This is a genomic window from Mycobacterium cajalii, assembly GCF_045809005.2.
In the GTDB taxonomy this organism is placed as follows: domain Bacteria; phylum Actinomycetota; class Actinomycetes; order Mycobacteriales; family Mycobacteriaceae; genus Mycobacterium.
The window spans coordinates 5,775,437-5,789,942 of record NZ_CM141436.1; the positions used below are offsets into that span (position 1 = coordinate 5,775,437).

The following is a 14,506-nucleotide window of genomic DNA, read 5'->3' on the forward strand; positions in this document are numbered from 1 at the left end:
CCGCGGCGACGGTGGCCGACCCGCGGTCATCCCGGCTCCTCGGCCGCCGAGACCGTCTTGGCGCCGATGTCCAGGGTGGGCAACAGCGGCGAACGCGCGACGACCGTGGCCACGACGAAATCCCCGTCCCGACGCACTTGGATGCGTGCCCCCGCGGGCGCGATGCGGCGCGCGGCGTCGAACGCCGAGCGCTGGTCGCCGCGCGCGGCGAGGCGGGCGGCCTCGCGCGCGGCGTCGACGCAGCGCACCTGCATGGACACCGCCGTGACACCGCCCAGGCACAGCGTGAGCACCACGACCAGCGCGGCGATCCCCAGTGCCGCCTCGACGGTGCTCGCCCCCGCACAGCCCGCTAGACCTTGGTGTTGAGCGCGCGACCGATGATGTTGGTCAGCGCCGACACGATGGAATCGCCGGTGACGACGGCGTAGAGGATCGCGCCGAAGGCGGCGGCGGCTATCGTGCCGATCGCGTACTCGACCGTCGACATGCCCGACTCGTCGACGGCCAGGGCGGTCATGCGCGCCAGGAATGCACGAAACATGTTGTTCAGCAATGTCTTTCCCTCCTTGTTTACTTCTCACAGCAGGCCCGACCGCAGGATGTCGCCGGCCAGCCCGGCGACCACCGGCACGATGCCCAGGCAGAAGAACGCCGGCAGGAAGCACAGCCCGAGCGGTCCGGCGACCAGAACGCCTGCGCGTTCGGCGGCCGCGGCGGCCGCGTGCACGGCATCGTGACGGGATTGGTCGGCCAGTTCGGCGACACCAGCGGCCAGCGCCGCGCCGGAGGACGCCGAACGCCGCGCCAGGCGTAGCAGCGCATCGGTGTGCGCGTCGGGCGCCCCGGTCGGCGGATCCGCCGACGCCGACCATGCCACGGCGGGATCGGCGCCCAGCGCCAGCAGGTCGGCGGCGCGGCGCAACACCCCGGCCAGCTTGGGCGGGGCGGACGCGGCGGTGGCGGCCGCGGCCGCCGGCACCGCCATGCCGGCCGCCAGGCACACCGCCAGCACGTCGAGGCACGAGGCGGCGGCCAGCGGGTCCGGGCCGTGCGTACGGCCGTGCGGTGGCCTGCGCCGCGGCCACCGTGCCCGCAAGGGCAAGCCGGCGCGCGCCCGCACCAGCGACGGGCCGGGGCCCACCCACAGCGCGACGGCCAGCAGCACGGCCGCGGTGTTCACGCGAGGAGCCGATCGGTGATGCGATCCGACCACAGCAGCCCCCCGCACGCCAGGGTCGAGCCGGCGACCAACAGCCATCCGCCCGCGTGCCCGCCCAGCAGGAAACTCAGCGGCCGCGCGCCGATCAGCTGACCGAGCAGCACGCCCGGGACCGGGAGCCCGGCCAGGATGGCGGCGGTGGCGCGCGCTCCGGCCAGGCCCGCGGCCACGCGCACCGAGAAGCGTTGCCGCTCGGCGATATCGCGCTGCGCGGCGCGCATCAGGGTCGCTATCGCCAGCCCGTGGTCACCGGCCAGCTGCCAGCACACCGCGAGTCGATCCCATTGCGCGGGCAGCGACGACGAACCCGCCGCGGCGCGCAGGCCCGCGGCGACGTCGGCGCCCAGCCGGGCCCGCGCCGCGACCGAGCGCAGCGACACCGCGACCGGGCCGCCGGTCTCGTCGGCGGCGACGCCGAACGCACGCACCGGGTGGGAGCCCACCTGCAGTTCGCCGACCACGACGTCGAGGGCGGTTTCCAACGTTCGGCCCTCGTCCATGGCTCGCCGGATGCGGCGACGGCGGCGGTGCCGCAGGGCCGCCGTCGCACCCACGACCGCGCCGGCCAGGACCGTCGTCGACGGCAGCACGGCGGCGGCCGCGACGGCGGTGCCCACGACGATGCCCCCGGCCGCGCTCGCCCCGGGCAGTCCGACCCACCAGCGGCCGGCAGCGCCAGGGGTGACGCGGCGACGCGACGACCCGGGCAGCGCGAGCAGCGCCAGCGCCAGCAGCAGGGCACCGGCGGCGGGGCCGCTCATGGCGGCATCCGGTCGCGCAGCAGACGGCGCAGCTCGCCGGCACCGTCGGCCATTCCCCGTCCGGCACGCCACGCCGTCACCGCCCGGACCCGCCCGTCCACCGGGCGCAGCACGGCGATCTCGGTCAGCCTGCGAGCGCCGGCGCCGTCGCGGGCCACGTGCAGCAGCACCTGGACCGCCGCGGCGAGCTGGCTGTGCAGGGCAGCCCTGTCGAGGCCGCCAAGGGCCGCCAGCGCCTCCAGCCGGGCGGGAACTTCGGCCGGGTTGTTGGCGTGCACGGTGCCCGCCCCGCCGTCGTGGCCGGTGTTCAGCGCGGCGAGCAGATCGACGACCTCGGCGCCCCGCACCTCCCCGACGACGATCCGGTCGGGCCGCATCCGCAGCGCCTGGCGGACGAGTTGGCGCACCGCCACCTCGCCGACACCCTCGACGTTGGCGCAACGCGCGACCAGCTTGACCAGATGGGGGTGGCGGGGCGCCAGCTCGGCGGCGTCCTCGACGCAGACGATCCGTTCGGTGGGCGCGACCGCGCCCAGCATCGCCGCCAGCAACGTCGTCTTGCCCGCCCCGGTCCCGCCGCACACCAGGAAGGCCAACCGGGCCGCGATGACGTCGGCGACCAGCGCCGCGGCCTCGGGATCGATCGTGCCCGCCGCGGCCAGGGCCGCCAGGTCCTGGGTGGCGGGCCGCAACACCCGCAGCGACAGGCAGGTCCCCGCGGGCGCCACCGGTGGCAGCACCGCGTGCAGCCGCACCGCGCGGGGATCCCGGGGATCCGATGCGCCACCGACGCCGGTGAGCTGGCCGTCGACCCACGGCTGGGCGTCGTCGAGACGCCGACCCGCGGCCAGCGCCAGGCGTTGCGCCAGACGCCGCACCGCGGCCTCATCGGCGAATCGGATCGCGGTGCGGCGCAATCCGTTTCCGTCATCGACCCAAACGGCATCCGGCGCGGTCACCAGGACGTCGGTCGTGCCCTCCGCGCGCAGCAGTGGTTCGAGGATGCCGGCACCGGTCAGTTCGGTCTCGAGCACCCGCAGATGGGCGAGCACCTCGGTGTCCCCCAGCATGCCGCCGGATTCGGCGCGGATGGCTGCGGCGACCACGTCGGGCCGCAGAGCCGATCCCGGCGGCGCGGACTCCGCGGCCAGGCGTTCACGCACGCGTTCGATGAGGGATCCGCTCATGCCGCCCTGCCGAGCTGGGGAGCCCCGGCCCGGGGCAGCACGGCGAGGACCCGGCGAGCCGCCGCCGTCAGCGGCGATCGCCGCCGGGGTGCCAGGCCGCCGCGCTCGAGCTGATCGGCGAGTTGGGGCTGCGCCTTCATCGCCGCCAGCAGCGGCAGGCCGGTGACCTCGGCGATTTCCGCGGCCCGCAGGCCGCCCGGCGCCGGGCCCCGCACGACCAGCCCGACGTTGGGGTTGATCGCCGTCAACGGCGCGGCCGTCGCGGCGGTGGATGCGCACGCCCGCACGTGGCAGGGGCTGAGGACCACGACGAGATCGGCCGCCTCGAGCGCGGCCTGGGACGCATCGGCCGGACGGCGGGGCAGATCGCACACCACGGTGACTCCCCCGCGCCGGCCGGCATCGATCACGGCCTCGACGGGCCCCGGCTCGAGCTCGTAGGCGCGCCGGGCGCCGGACAGCACGCTGATGCCGCGATGCCGGGGCAGGGCGTCGCGCACGGCCGGCCAGGTCAGCCGGCCGCCCTGCAAAGCCAGGTCGGGCCAGCGCAGGCCCGGTGTGGTCTCGCAACCCACCAGCAGATCGAGGCCACCGCCCCACGGATCGAGGTCGACCAGCAGAGCGCAGGTCGCCATGTGCGCGAGGGCGGTCGCGAACACCGAGGCGCCCGCGCCACCGCAGCCCCCGACGACGGCGACCACGTCACCGCGCAACCCGTCGTCACGCACCGCCTCCGCGGCGTCGGCGAGTTCGCCGATCAGCTCGTGCTCCTGCCCGGGCAGGATCAACACCCGTTCGGCACCGGCCGCGATGGCCGCCGCCCAGGTCGCCGCGGCGGGTTCGGCGGCGGTCAGCACCATCACGCGGGGGCGCCGGGGCAGCGCCGCCTGCCCGCACACCCGCGCCGCCGCCTCGTCGAGCAGCACCGCCGCGGCCGCCGCCCAGTTCTTGCGGCTCACGGCCGGCCCGCCACCCGCGTGGACGATCCGGACGCCGACGGCCGCGGCCATCCGGTCCACCTCGGCGCGCAACGGCGGATCGCCCAACACCGCCAGCACGATCGACGACCCCGTCGCCGGGGTGTGTGCGATACCGGTCATCCGTCCACCCTGCGGCGCGGCGATCATGGGACGCCAGTCCCAAAGCCGAATCTGTGGATAGAGACGCAACTGTGCACAAATGCGCACCTGGTGCGTGCACACCGCGGCGGATCACGTGCTTCCCGCAACGCGCGGAAGAATCGGGCAGGCCGCCCGCCAAGGAGATTTTTTACCCTAGAAAGGGGACGACCCCCGCCAGGGGGGGAGGAGGCGAGGGTCGTCGTGCATCAGCCCCGGGGGGTCGGGCTGATACACCCTCGGCTCAGGCCGAGTAATGCTTACTATACACATGACAGTGCGGACTAACGCAAGTGGTAGTTCCAGCCGAATCAGACGTTGAGGCGAAAAAACACTGCTCACCCGTGCACGGCGGTCTTTCCGACTCACGTTTTGGGTGCAACACCCCGGCACCGCCCGATGACCGACCTATGCTGGGTCGGTGACCGTCTCCGACCCGGCCGCACAACAGCAGGCACCACCGGAAGCGCGCGCGGGCGGCTCTCCACAGGCCCGCACCGCCGCTTTCTTCGACCTGGACAAGACGATCATCGCCAAGTCCAGCACGCTGGCATTCAGCAAACCCTTCTTCGACCAGGGCCTGCTCAACCGCCGCGCGGTGCTCAAATCCAGCTACGCCCAGTTCATCTTCCTGCTCTCCGGTGCCGATCATGATCAGATGGACCGGATGCGCGCCCACATGACGAACATGTGCAGCGGCTGGGACGTCGAACAGGTCAAGGCGATCGTCAACGAAACGTTGCACGACATCGTGACGCCACTGGTGTTCGCCGAAGCCGCGGACCTGATCGCGGCGCACAAATTGTGCGGCCGTGACGTCGTGCTGGTTTCGGCGTCCGGCGAGGAGATCGTCGCGCCGATCGCGCGGGCGCTGGGCGCCACCCACGCGATGGCGACCCGCATGGTCGTCGAGGACGGCAAGTACACCGGCGAGATCGCGTTCTACTGCTACGGCGAGGGCAAGGTGCAGGCGATCAAGGAGTTGGCCGCCCGCGAGGGTTACCGGCTGGAACACTGCTACGCCTACTCGGACTCCATCACCGACCTGCCCATGCTGGAGGCCGTCGGCAACCCCAGCGTGGTCAATCCCGACCGCAGCCTGCGCAAGGAAGCCATCGAGCGAGGCTGGCCGGTGCTCGTGTTCTCCCGGCCGGTGTCGCTGCGCGACCGGATTCCCGCCCCGTCGGGCGCCGCGATCGCCACCACCGCCGCGGTGGGCATCAGCGCGCTGGCGGCCGGAGCCGTCACCTACTCGCTGCTGCGCCGCCTGGGAGTCTGAACCCAGCAAACAGGCCAACCCGAACTCGCGGGGCGCATTCGCCTTCTCTGCGGATTCGGGCCTTGCCGCGCTCAGGGTCTAGTAGTACAAAGGAAACCACGGAAGCCCGGCAAGGCCTAGCTCGAACCGGAAGAGAAGGTTCGATCTCCCGACCCGGGCACCCAGCACGGTTCTCGGCACCCACGCGGAGTCATAGCCGCGATAATGGCAAAAGTGTTGCGGGCCTGCGTAATTGCGAATCTTCAAGGTGTCGGCGGTCCTTTGGGTGGGACTGCGGCCGGGGAGCGTCGCAAGATCGCCGAGGCCAACCCACGCAGCCCAGGGATGCACGCTTGGTAACCGGGTTCCGTGCTGGCGGGCGGCGGGCCGACAAGTGTCGGAACGTCGCCCGCTTCGTGTTTTCCGGACGATTCACCGGCCACGTTCCCGGGAGCCGCTGGCTACCGATCTGCTAGCGGCCCGACAGCGCGTCGGCGATCGCCACCGCGTCCTGCGCACCGGCTTGCAGCGCCCGGCAACACATCAGCAGCCAGGCCCGCACCCCTTCGGGGGAGCCCTCGGCGAACCCCTCGGCCGCGTCCCGGTAATCCGCCGGCCGGCGCATCCACGCGACCTCCGGCACCCCCAGCCCGTGCGGGTCCAGCCCGCCGGCGATCGTCACCAGCCGCGACACCGCGCGGGCCACCACGCCGTCCGCGCTGCCGAAAGGCCGGAGCGCCAACAACTCTCCGTGCGCCACCGCGGCGACCACCGGGGCCGGTGCCCGGGTGCGACCGGCGACCAGGCCCGCCAGCAGCTCGAGCCGCGGGCCGACCTCAGCGCCGGCCCGCGGCCGGCCCAGCCGCTCCTCGTCGACCTGGTCGGTGGCCGCCAGCACGTGCAGCCGGGCGAGCGCCTGCAGCGGCGCCCGCCGCCACACCCCGACCACCGGGCCCTCGCCGCCCTCCAGCGCCTGCGCCACCCGCAGCGCCCCGGCCAGCACGGGATCGCTGACCTGGGCGGCCTCAGCCGGATCGTCGACCCGCCCGGGCCCGCCGTCGAGCACCGACGAGGCGCGCGCCGCCCGCAGCGCCGCCTCGGCCGCGGTGACCGGCCAGCCCCGCAGGTTGGCCCGGTGCCGGTGCGCCCGGCTCAGCGCGTCACGGGCATGGTCGGCGGCCTCGGCCACGCCGGGCAGCCCCATCAACGGGGCCAGCGGGTCATCGGTCACGGGTTCTCAACCTAGTCGGGGGCCGGGAATGGCCTCCAGCAACTGCCGGGTGTACTCGTGGCCGGGCCGGTCGAACAACTCGTCGGTGGGCGCGCACTCCACCGCCCGGCCGGCCCGCATCACCAGGACCTCGTCGGCGATCTGCCGGATCACCGCCAGGTCATGGCTGATGAACAGGTAGGCCAGCCCGAGCTCGGCCTGCAGGCCGGCGAGCAGGTCCAGGATCTGCGCCTGCACCAGGACGTCGAGCGCCGAGACCGCCTCGTCGCAGACCAGCACGTCGGGCCGAAGGGCCAGGGCCCGGGCGATCGCAACCCGCTGGCGTTGACCACCCGACAGCTCGCGGGGCAGCCGGCCCAGCACCGACGCCGGCAGTGCCACCTGGTCGAGGAGTTCGCGCACGGCCCGCGCCCGCTCCTCACGGTCTCCGACGCGGTGGATCCGCAGGGGTTCCTCGATGGCGCGGAACACCGTGTACCTGGGATCCAGGCTGCCGTATGGGTTTTGGAAGACCGGCTGCACCCGCCGGCGAAACGCGAGCTCGGCGTCCCGGTCCAGGCCGCCGTCGATGCGGGTGCCGTCGAACACCACCGTGCCCGCGGTCGGTTCCAGCAGCCCGAGCACCATGCGCGCCAGGGTCGACTTGCCGGATCCGGATTCTCCGGCGATCGCGAGCGTGCCCGCCCGGCGCAGCCGGAACGACACGGCGTCGACGGCCCGGAACTCGGTGCGCCGCCACGGCGCCCCCCGCGACTCGCGGTAGACCTTGCTCAGCCCCGACGCGACGAGGATGTCGCCGGTGGCCATGGCGGCCGCCTTCCGGCGCGGGCTGCGAACCGTCAGCGACGGCGCCGCGGCCACCAGCCGCCGGGTGTACTCGTGTTGCGGATTTTGCAGGATCGCCGCTGCGGCACCGGATTCCACGACCGCGCCACGGTGCACGACGACCACCGACTCGGCGCGTTCGGCGGCCAGCGCCAGGTCGTGGGTGATCAGCAGCAGGGCCGTGCCCAGTTGCTCGGTGAGCCGCTGCAGGTGGTCGAGCACCTGCCGCTGGACGGTGACGTCCAGCGCGGACGTCGGCTCGTCGGCGATCAGCAGGCGGGGCCGCCCGGCCAGCCCGATCGCGATCAGCGCCCGCTGGCGCATGCCGCCGGAGAGCTGGTGTGGATACTTGCCGGCCTGCCGCTCGGGATCCGGCATCCCCGCCTCGCCGAGCAACTCCACTGCACGCCGTCGCGCCGAGCGACCACCGGCGTTGGCCCGCAACGCTTCCCGGATCTGGAAACCGACGCTCCAGACGGGGTTGAGGTTGGTGGCGGGATCCTGGGGCACATACCCGATCGAGCGGCCCCGGATCGACCGCAGCAGCCGGGGGCCGGCCGACACGATGTCACGCCCGTCGAAAACGATGCGCCCGGACGTGATTCGCCCGCCCGGGGGCAGCAGCCCGAGGATGGCCGCGGCCGTCGTGGACTTCCCCGAGCCGGATTCGCCGACGACGGCGACGGCCTGCCCGGGCAGCACGCTCAGGTCCAGCCCGCGCACCACCGGCTGCTCACCGAACCTGACCTCGAGGCCGTGCACCGACAGCAGCGGCGCCGGTTGGGCGCTCACGGCCGCACCGCCCGTGACGCCGGATCCAGCGCGTCGCGCAGCGCGTCGCCCATCATCATGAAGGCCAGCACCGTGACCGCCAGGGCGCCGGCCGGGTAGAACAAGATGGGCGAGCCCGACCGCAGCCGGGTCTGCGCGACGTTGATGTCGCCGCCCCAGGAGATCACCGACGCCGGCAGCCCGACCCCGAGGTAGGACAGCGTGGCCTCGGTGACGACGAACAGACCCAGGGCGATGGTGGCCACCGCGACCACCGGCCCCAGGGCGTTGGGCAGCGCATGCCGCAGCAGTATCTGAAAGTTGCTCATCCCCAACGCCTTGGCGGCGAGGACATAGTCGGCGGCCCGGACCTCCAGCACCGCACCGCGGGCGATCCGGGCGACCTGCGGCCAGCCGAACAGCGCCAGGATCGCGATCACGGTCCACACCGTGCGCTGGCGGAGGACCTGCATCAGGACGATGGCGGCCAACAGCAGCGGCAGCCCGAAGAACACGTCGGCGACGCGGGAGACCACCGCATCCAGCCAGCCGCCGTAGAACCCGGCCAGCGCGCCCAGTGCGCCGCCGACGACGAACACCGCCAGGGTGGCACCGAGTCCCACGGTCACCGAGGCCCGCGCCCCGTAGACGGTGCGCGCGTAGATGTCGTGGCCCTGCAGGTCGGTGCCGAACCAGTGGGCCGACGACGGGGGCAGCAGGCTCTCGGCGGGGTCGGCGTACCCCGGGTCGGCTCCGGTGAACAGACCCGGGAACGCGGCGACGGCCAGGATCAACAGGATCAGCGCGGCGGCGACGACGAACTTGGGACGCCGGCGCAGCCCGGCCCATGTGTCGCGCCAGAAGCCCCCCTCACCCATAGCGGATCCGGGGGTCCAGGGCGGCATACAGCAGATCCACCGCCAGGTTAGTGGCCAGGTAGATCAGTACGAGCACCGTCACGATCGACACCACCGTCGGCGCCTCCTGCCTGGTGACCGCCTGGTACAGCACGCCACCGACGCCGTGGATGTTGAAGATGCCCTCGGTCACCATCGCCCCGCCCATCAGGGCCCCCAGGTCCGCGCCGAGGAACGTCACCACCGGGACCAGCGAGTTGCGCAGGATGTGCACCGTCACGACGCGGGGCCGGGACAGCCCCTTGGCGGTGGCGGTGCGGACGTAGTCGGTGTGGGCGTTGGCCGCGACCGCGGACCGGGTCAGGCGCAGCACGTAGGCGAACGACACCGAGCCCAGGACGATCCCGGGCAGCAACAGGCGCGCGAACGTCGACCGCTCGCCCACCGTGACCGGTGCGACGCCCAGCCAGATGCCGAACACGAACTGGGCCAGGAAGCCCAGCACGAAGATCGGTATCGCGATCAGGATCAGGCCGGTGACCAGCACGGTGGCATCGAAGACCCCGCCCTGGCGCAGTCCGGCGGCCACCCCCAGGCCGACGCCCAGCACCGCCTCGACGGTGACCGCGATCAGCGCCAGCCGCAACGTGACCGGAAAAGCATGCGCCAGAACGTCGCTCACCGGCAGTCCGGAGTAGGAGCGGCCCAGGTCGCCGTGTAGCACGCCGCCCAGGTAGCGCAGGTACTGCAGCAGGAACGGGTCGTCGAGGTGGTAGCGGGCCCGCAGTTGCGCGGCCACTTCCGGTGTCAGCGGCCGGTCCCCGGCGATCGCGGCCACCGGGTCACCGGGCAGCAGGAACACCATGCCGTAGATCAGCAGCGTGGCCCCGAGGAAGACGGGCACCATGGCGGCGATCCGGCGCGCGACGTACCAGCCCATCGCGTCACGCCTTGGCGATGCGCTCGTAGTCGGGCAGGCCGTTCCAGGTGACCGCGACTCCGCTGACCTGCGACGACCATCCCACCACCCCGATGTAGTCCCACAGCGGGACGACGGGCATGTCGCGCAACAGGATTCGCTGCGCGTCGTTGGCCAGCGCATCGGCCTGCCGCAGGTCGGGCGCCGCTTCGGCGGCCGTCAGCGCCGCGTCGAACTTCGCGTCGGAGTAGCCGACGTCGTTGGAGCCGGCGCCGGTGGCGAACAGCGGGGCGAGGAACTCGATCATCGACGGGTAGTCGCCCTGCCAGCCGGCGCGGAAGGCGCTGCCGATGGTGCGGTTGGTGATCTGGGTGCGGAACCCGGCGAACGTCGGCTGCGGGGCTCCGACGGCGTCGATGCCCAGCACGTTCTTGATGCTGTTCGCCACGGCGTCCACCCACTCCCGGTGGCCGGCGTCGGCGTTGTAGGCGATCGCGTAGCGGCCGCTCCACGCCGAGATCCGGTCAGCTTGCGACCACAGCGTGCGCGCCCGGTCGGGGTCGAAGTCCAGCGCGTCGTTGCCGGGCAGGTTCGGGTCGAAGCCGGGCAACGACCGGGCAGTGAAATCCCTAGCCGGGCTGCGTGTTTCGGCGAATATCTGTCGGCAGATCTGCGGTCGGTTGATGGCGGCCGACAACGCCAGACGCCGCAGCCGGCCCTCCTCGCCGCCGAAATGCGGCAGCCGCAGCGGGGTGTCGAGGGTCTGGTTGATCGCCGCCGGGCCGGCGGCGACGCGCTCGCCCAGGTCGCGCTTGTAGATCGGCAGCGCGCTGGGCGGCATCGTGTCCAGGACGTCGAGGTTGCCGGACAGCAGATCGGCGTAGGCGGTGTCGAGGTTGGAGTAGAACTCGAACCGCAGGCCCTTGTTGTGCGGCTTGCGGTTGCCGTGGTAGCCGGGGTTGGGCCGCAGGTCGATTCGGACGTTGTGCTCCCAGGCCGGGCCGTCGGCGAGCTGGTAGGGCCCGTCGCCGACGGGGTGGCGGCCGAAGGCGGCCATGTCCCGGAACGCCGCGGCCGGCAGCGGATAGAACGAGCTGTGGCCCAGCCGCAGTTCGAAGTCGATGGTCGGCGCCTTCAACCGGACGGTGAATTCCAGGTCGTCGACCACGCGCAGCCCCGACATGGTGGTCGGACCCGCCTTCTCGCCGGCCACCCGGCCGGCGACCTCGTCGAACCCGTCGATCGGGCTGAAAAAGCTTTGCTGCAGTTGGGCGTTGGCGCCCAGCGCCCCGTAGTTCCACGCGTCGACGAAGGAGTGGGCCGTCACCGGGGAGCCGTCGGTGAACGTCCAGCCCGGCTGCAGGGTGATCCGGTAGTTGATGTTGTCGGTGGTGTCGATCGATCGGGCCACCTCGTTGGCCGGTGTCCCGTGGGCGTCGTAGGACACCAGCCCGGCGAAGATCCGGTCGATGATCCTGCCGCCGTTGCTGTCGTTGGTGCCGGTCGGGACGAGCGGGTTGGGCGGCTCACCGCCGTTGACCACCACCAGGTCGGGGCTCAGGATCCCGCCGCCACAACCGGCCAGCGAGCCCAGCGGCGCCAGCGCCAGCATTCCGGCGGCGACCAGCACCAGCCGTGTCCGCATCCGACGCATGACACCCGACCCTAAGCGAAGGGCGGCGGCGCACCGGTCACTCGGGGGTCAGGGGGTGCACCTGCAGCAGGCAGGCGTCGATGCTGACCGGCACCGTCAGCACCTCGGTGGTGTCGGGCGGGTTGACGAGCAACTCGGTGTAGGTGGGGCACGGGCCGCCGTGCTCGTCGACGGCCAGGCTCTCCACGACGGCCCGGCCCCCACTCGACAGCGACAGGGTGACCGCGGGCGGCACGTCGACGCCGGGCGGCAGGCCGCCCATGTACCCGCGCAGGGTGGGTTCGGCGTGGACGAGCGGGCCGCCGGCGCCGGTGTCCGCCCCGGGATAGCCGGTCAGGGTGCACGGGTCCGCCCCGCCGGCCAGGGTGAAGACCAGGGTCAGCGCCCGGTGGCCCACGGCGCCCTCGGCCGGGGTGCCGTTCACCGCGATCTGGTCCGACCAGCACGGCGGCGGCTCGTCGGTGCGGTCGGCCGGCGCGGCCCAGGCCGGGGCTCCCAGCAGGGTGGTGGCTGCGCAACCGGCGGCAGCCGCGGCAAAGCCGCGAATCGGGCGGCGGATGGGCCGCGCGGGGCGTGCCGGCACACCGGTGATTATCCGCTATCGGGGCCCCCTTTGACCTCGGAATGGGGCGCGCGGCCGTATCATCGCGGGGCTAGGCTCACTAGACGGTTGGCGGGTCCGCGCCGACCGAGTCGATTTCGCGGGCCCAGCAAACGGCCGTACCTCGACTTAGGAGCAGCCAGTGACCGCCACCGGTACCGAAGGCCCGGCGTCGTATCCGCCGCCACCGCAGTTCGCCGAGCAGGCCAACGCCCGCGCGGAAATGTACCGCCAGGCCGAGGATGACCGGCTCGGCTTCTGGGCCGCGCAGGCCAATCGCCTGACCTGGACGGCGCCGTTCACCGAGGTGCTGGACTGGTCGGCGGCGCCGTTCGCCAAGTGGTTCGCCGACGGCAAGCTCAATGTGGCCTACAACTGCGTGGACCGTCACGTCGAGGCGGGCCACGGCGATCGGGTCGCCATCCACTGGGAGGGCGAACCCGGCGACAGCCGCAGCCTGACCTATGCCGATCTGCACGCCGAGGTGTGTAAGGCGGCCAATGCGCTGACCGGCCTGGGACTGGTCGCCGGCGATCGCGTCGCGATCTACCTGCCATTGATCCCCGAGGCGGTGATCGCGATGCTGGCCTGCGCCCGGCTGGGCATCATGCACAGCGTCGTCTTCGCCGGTTTCACCGCAAACGCGTTGCGGGCCAGGATCGCCGACGCCCAGGCCAAGCTGCTGATCACCAGCGACGGGCAGTTCCGCCGCGGCAAACCGGCGCCACTCAAGGACGCGGCCGACGAGGCCACCGCGCCCGGCCCGGACGGAGCAAGTCCCGTGCAGCACGTTCTCGTGGTGCGCCGCACCGGAATTGAGGTGTCCTGGACCGAGGGGCGCGACCTGTGGTGGCACGATGTCGTCGATTCCGCTGCCGCCGAACACCTCCCGGAGCCCTTCGACGCCGAGCAGCCGTTGTTCCTGCTCTACACCTCGGGCACCACGGGCAAACCCAAGGGGATCGTGCACACGACCGGCGGCTATCTCACGCAGGCGTCCTACACCCACCACTACGTCTTCGACATCAAGCCCGAAACCGACGTCTTCTGGTGCACGGCCGACATCGGCTGGGTCACCGGGCACACCTACAGCGTCTACGGCCCGCTGTCCAACGGGGCGACCGAGGTGCTCTACGAGGGAACCCCTGACACACCCACCCAGCACCGTCATTTCGAGATCATCGAAAAGTACGGGGTGACAATCTATTACACCGCACCGACCCTGATCCGGACGTTCATGAAATGGGGACGCGAGATCCCCGACGCGCACGACCTGTCCAGCCTGCGGTTGCTGGGGTCGGTCGGCGAGCCGATCAATCCCGAGGCGTGGCGCTGGTACCGCAAGGTGATCGGCGCGGACAGCATCCCGATCGTGGACACGTGGTGGCAGACCGAGACGGGCGCCGCGATGATCTCCCCACTGCCGGGAGTCGCTGCGGCCAAGCCGGGTTCGGCGATGACGCCGTTGCCGGGCATCTCGGCCAAGATCGTCGACGATCACGGCAACCCGCTACCGCCCGGCGGCAGGCAGGGCGAACACGCCACCGGCTACCTGGTCCTGGATCAGCCGTGGCCGTCGATGCTGCGCGGCATCTGGGGCGATCCCGAACGGTACGCCGAGACCTACTGGTCGCGGTTCGCCGAGCACGGCTGGTACTTCGCCGGCGACAGCGCCTGGTACGACGCCGACGGCGCCATCTGGGTGGTGGGCCGCATCGACGACGTGATGAACGTGTCGGGGCACCGCCTTTCGACCGCCGAGATCGAGTCGGCGCTCGTCGGCCACTCGGCGGTCGCGGAGGCGGCCGTGGTCGGGATGACCGACGAGACCACCGGACAGGCGATCTGCGCGTTCGTCGTCCTGTGCGCCGACGTCGCGGTCCACGACGGGATCGTCGACGAGCTGCGCGTCGAGGTGGCCCGCGAGATCTCGCCGATCGCCAAGCCCCGGGAGGTGCACGTGATCCCGGAGTTGCCCAAGACCCGCAGCGGCAAGATCATGCGCAGGCTGCTGCGCGACGTCGCCGAGAACCGCGAGCTGGGCGACACCTCGACGCTGCTGGATCCCGGCGTGTTCGAGGCGATCCAGGCCGACAAGTAGC

At 72.3% G+C, this 14,506-nt stretch carries 14 protein-coding genes; 2 read left to right on the plus strand and 12 right to left on the minus strand.

From position 1 onward, the window contains the following. Positions 1–26: 26 nt before the first annotated feature. Genes ACJ512_RS27640 through ssd form a run of 6 tightly spaced genes read right to left on the minus strand, consistent with a single transcriptional unit; the run spans position 27 to position 4,270 of the window. Positions 27–317, minus strand: a complete 291-nt coding sequence (locus ACJ512_RS27640) for a TadE family type IV pilus minor pilin (protein ID WP_461480163.1) — start codon at positions 315–317, stop codon at positions 27–29. 35 nt (positions 318–352) lie between these two features. After that, on the minus strand, positions 353–544 hold the full coding sequence (locus ACJ512_RS27645) for a DUF4244 domain-containing protein (protein WP_461480164.1): 192 nt from the start codon (positions 542–544) through the stop codon (positions 353–355). Positions 545–580: 36 nt separating this feature from the next. Beyond that, entirely contained in the window at positions 581–1,183 is a 603-nt protein-coding gene (locus ACJ512_RS27650) for a type II secretion system F family protein (RefSeq protein WP_461479903.1), read from the minus strand. Beyond that, a complete protein-coding gene (locus tag ACJ512_RS27655) occupies positions 1,180–1,983 on the minus strand; it encodes a type II secretion system F family protein (RefSeq protein ID WP_461479904.1) in 804 nt (267 codons plus the stop codon). The genes ACJ512_RS27650 and ACJ512_RS27655 overlap by 4 nt, the downstream gene beginning before the upstream one ends. Beyond that, complete coding sequence (locus tag ACJ512_RS27660) at positions 1,980–3,170, minus strand: TadA family conjugal transfer-associated ATPase (RefSeq protein ID WP_407688687.1); 1,191 nt, start codon at positions 3,168–3,170, stop codon at positions 1,980–1,982. Before ACJ512_RS27660 ends, ACJ512_RS27655 begins: the two co-directional genes overlap by 4 nt. Next, the gene (gene ssd, locus ACJ512_RS27665; RefSeq protein WP_407688686.1) at positions 3,167–4,270 is read right to left on the minus strand and encodes a septum site-determining protein Ssd; all 1,104 of its coding nucleotides are present in this window, start codon (positions 4,268–4,270) and stop codon (positions 3,167–3,169) included. The genes ACJ512_RS27660 and ssd overlap by 4 nt, the downstream gene beginning before the upstream one ends. 439 nt (positions 4,271–4,709) lie before the next feature. Between ssd and ACJ512_RS27670 the strand changes: the two genes are divergently transcribed. Then, a complete protein-coding gene (locus ACJ512_RS27670) occupies positions 4,710–5,567 on the plus strand; it encodes an HAD-IB family hydrolase (RefSeq protein WP_407688685.1) in 858 nt (285 codons plus the stop codon). Between the two features lie 451 nt (positions 5,568–6,018). On the opposite strand, the gene ACJ512_RS27675 is transcribed toward ACJ512_RS27670, so the two are convergent. From ACJ512_RS27675 to ACJ512_RS27700, 6 genes are read right to left on the minus strand one after another with little or no spacing between them, the layout of a single operon-like run. Continuing rightward, a complete protein-coding gene (locus tag ACJ512_RS27675) occupies positions 6,019–6,777 on the minus strand; it encodes an oxidoreductase (protein ID WP_407688684.1) in 759 nt (252 codons plus the stop codon). Positions 6,778–6,783: 6 nt separating this feature from the next. After that, positions 6,784–8,394: a dipeptide ABC transporter ATP-binding protein gene (locus ACJ512_RS27680; RefSeq protein ID WP_407688683.1), complete on the minus strand. Its 1,611-nt coding sequence runs from the start codon at positions 8,392–8,394 to the stop codon at positions 6,784–6,786. Next, the gene (locus ACJ512_RS27685; RefSeq protein WP_407688682.1) at positions 8,391–9,251 is read right to left on the minus strand and encodes an ABC transporter permease; all 861 of its coding nucleotides are present in this window, start codon (positions 9,249–9,251) and stop codon (positions 8,391–8,393) included. Before ACJ512_RS27685 ends, ACJ512_RS27680 begins: the two co-directional genes overlap by 4 nt. Then, on the minus strand, positions 9,244–10,170 hold the full coding sequence (locus ACJ512_RS27690; protein WP_407688681.1) for an ABC transporter permease: 927 nt from the start codon (positions 10,168–10,170) through the stop codon (positions 9,244–9,246). Before ACJ512_RS27690 ends, ACJ512_RS27685 begins: the two co-directional genes overlap by 8 nt. A 4-nt stretch (positions 10,171–10,174) precedes the next feature. After that, on the minus strand, positions 10,175–11,803 hold the full coding sequence (locus tag ACJ512_RS27695; RefSeq protein ID WP_407688680.1) for a peptide ABC transporter substrate-binding protein: 1,629 nt from the start codon (positions 11,801–11,803) through the stop codon (positions 10,175–10,177). A 37-nt stretch (positions 11,804–11,840) separates the two neighbouring features. After that, complete coding sequence (locus tag ACJ512_RS27700) at positions 11,841–12,386, minus strand: DUF4232 domain-containing protein (RefSeq protein ID WP_407688679.1); 546 nt, start codon at positions 12,384–12,386, stop codon at positions 11,841–11,843. Positions 12,387–12,546: 160 nt separating this feature from the next. On the opposite strand from ACJ512_RS27700, the gene acs reads away from it, so the two are divergent. Continuing rightward, positions 12,547–14,505, plus strand: a complete 1,959-nt coding sequence (gene acs / locus ACJ512_RS27705; protein WP_407688678.1) for an acetate--CoA ligase — start codon at positions 12,547–12,549, stop codon at positions 14,503–14,505. Position 14,506 lies beyond the last annotated feature (1 nt).

What these genes read in the sequence shown, in the direction of transcription:
- ACJ512_RS27690 (WP_407688681.1), bottom strand. Translation starts at nt 10,170, where the DNA reads ATGGGCTGGTACGTCGCGCGCCGGATCGCCGCCATGGTGCCCGTCTTC.
- ACJ512_RS27685 (WP_407688682.1), bottom strand. Translation starts at nt 9,251, where the DNA reads ATGGGTGAGGGGGGCTTCTGGCGCGACACATGGGCCGGGCTGCGCCGG.
- ACJ512_RS27660 (WP_407688687.1), bottom strand. Translation starts at nt 3,170, where the DNA reads ATGAGCGGATCCCTCATCGAACGCGTGCGTGAACGCCTGGCCGCGGAG.
- ACJ512_RS27655 (WP_461479904.1), bottom strand. Translation starts at nt 1,983, where the DNA reads ATGAGCGGCCCCGCCGCCGGTGCCCTGCTGCTGGCGCTGGCGCTGCTC.
- ACJ512_RS27645 (WP_461480164.1), bottom strand. Translation starts at nt 544, where the DNA reads ATGTTTCGTGCATTCCTGGCGCGCATGACCGCCCTGGCCGTCGACGAG.
- ACJ512_RS27695 (WP_407688680.1), bottom strand. Translation starts at nt 11,803, where the DNA reads ATGCGTCGGATGCGGACACGGCTGGTGCTGGTCGCCGCCGGAATGCTG.
- ssd (WP_407688686.1), bottom strand. Translation starts at nt 4,270, where the DNA reads ATGACCGGTATCGCACACACCCCGGCGACGGGGTCGTCGATCGTGCTG.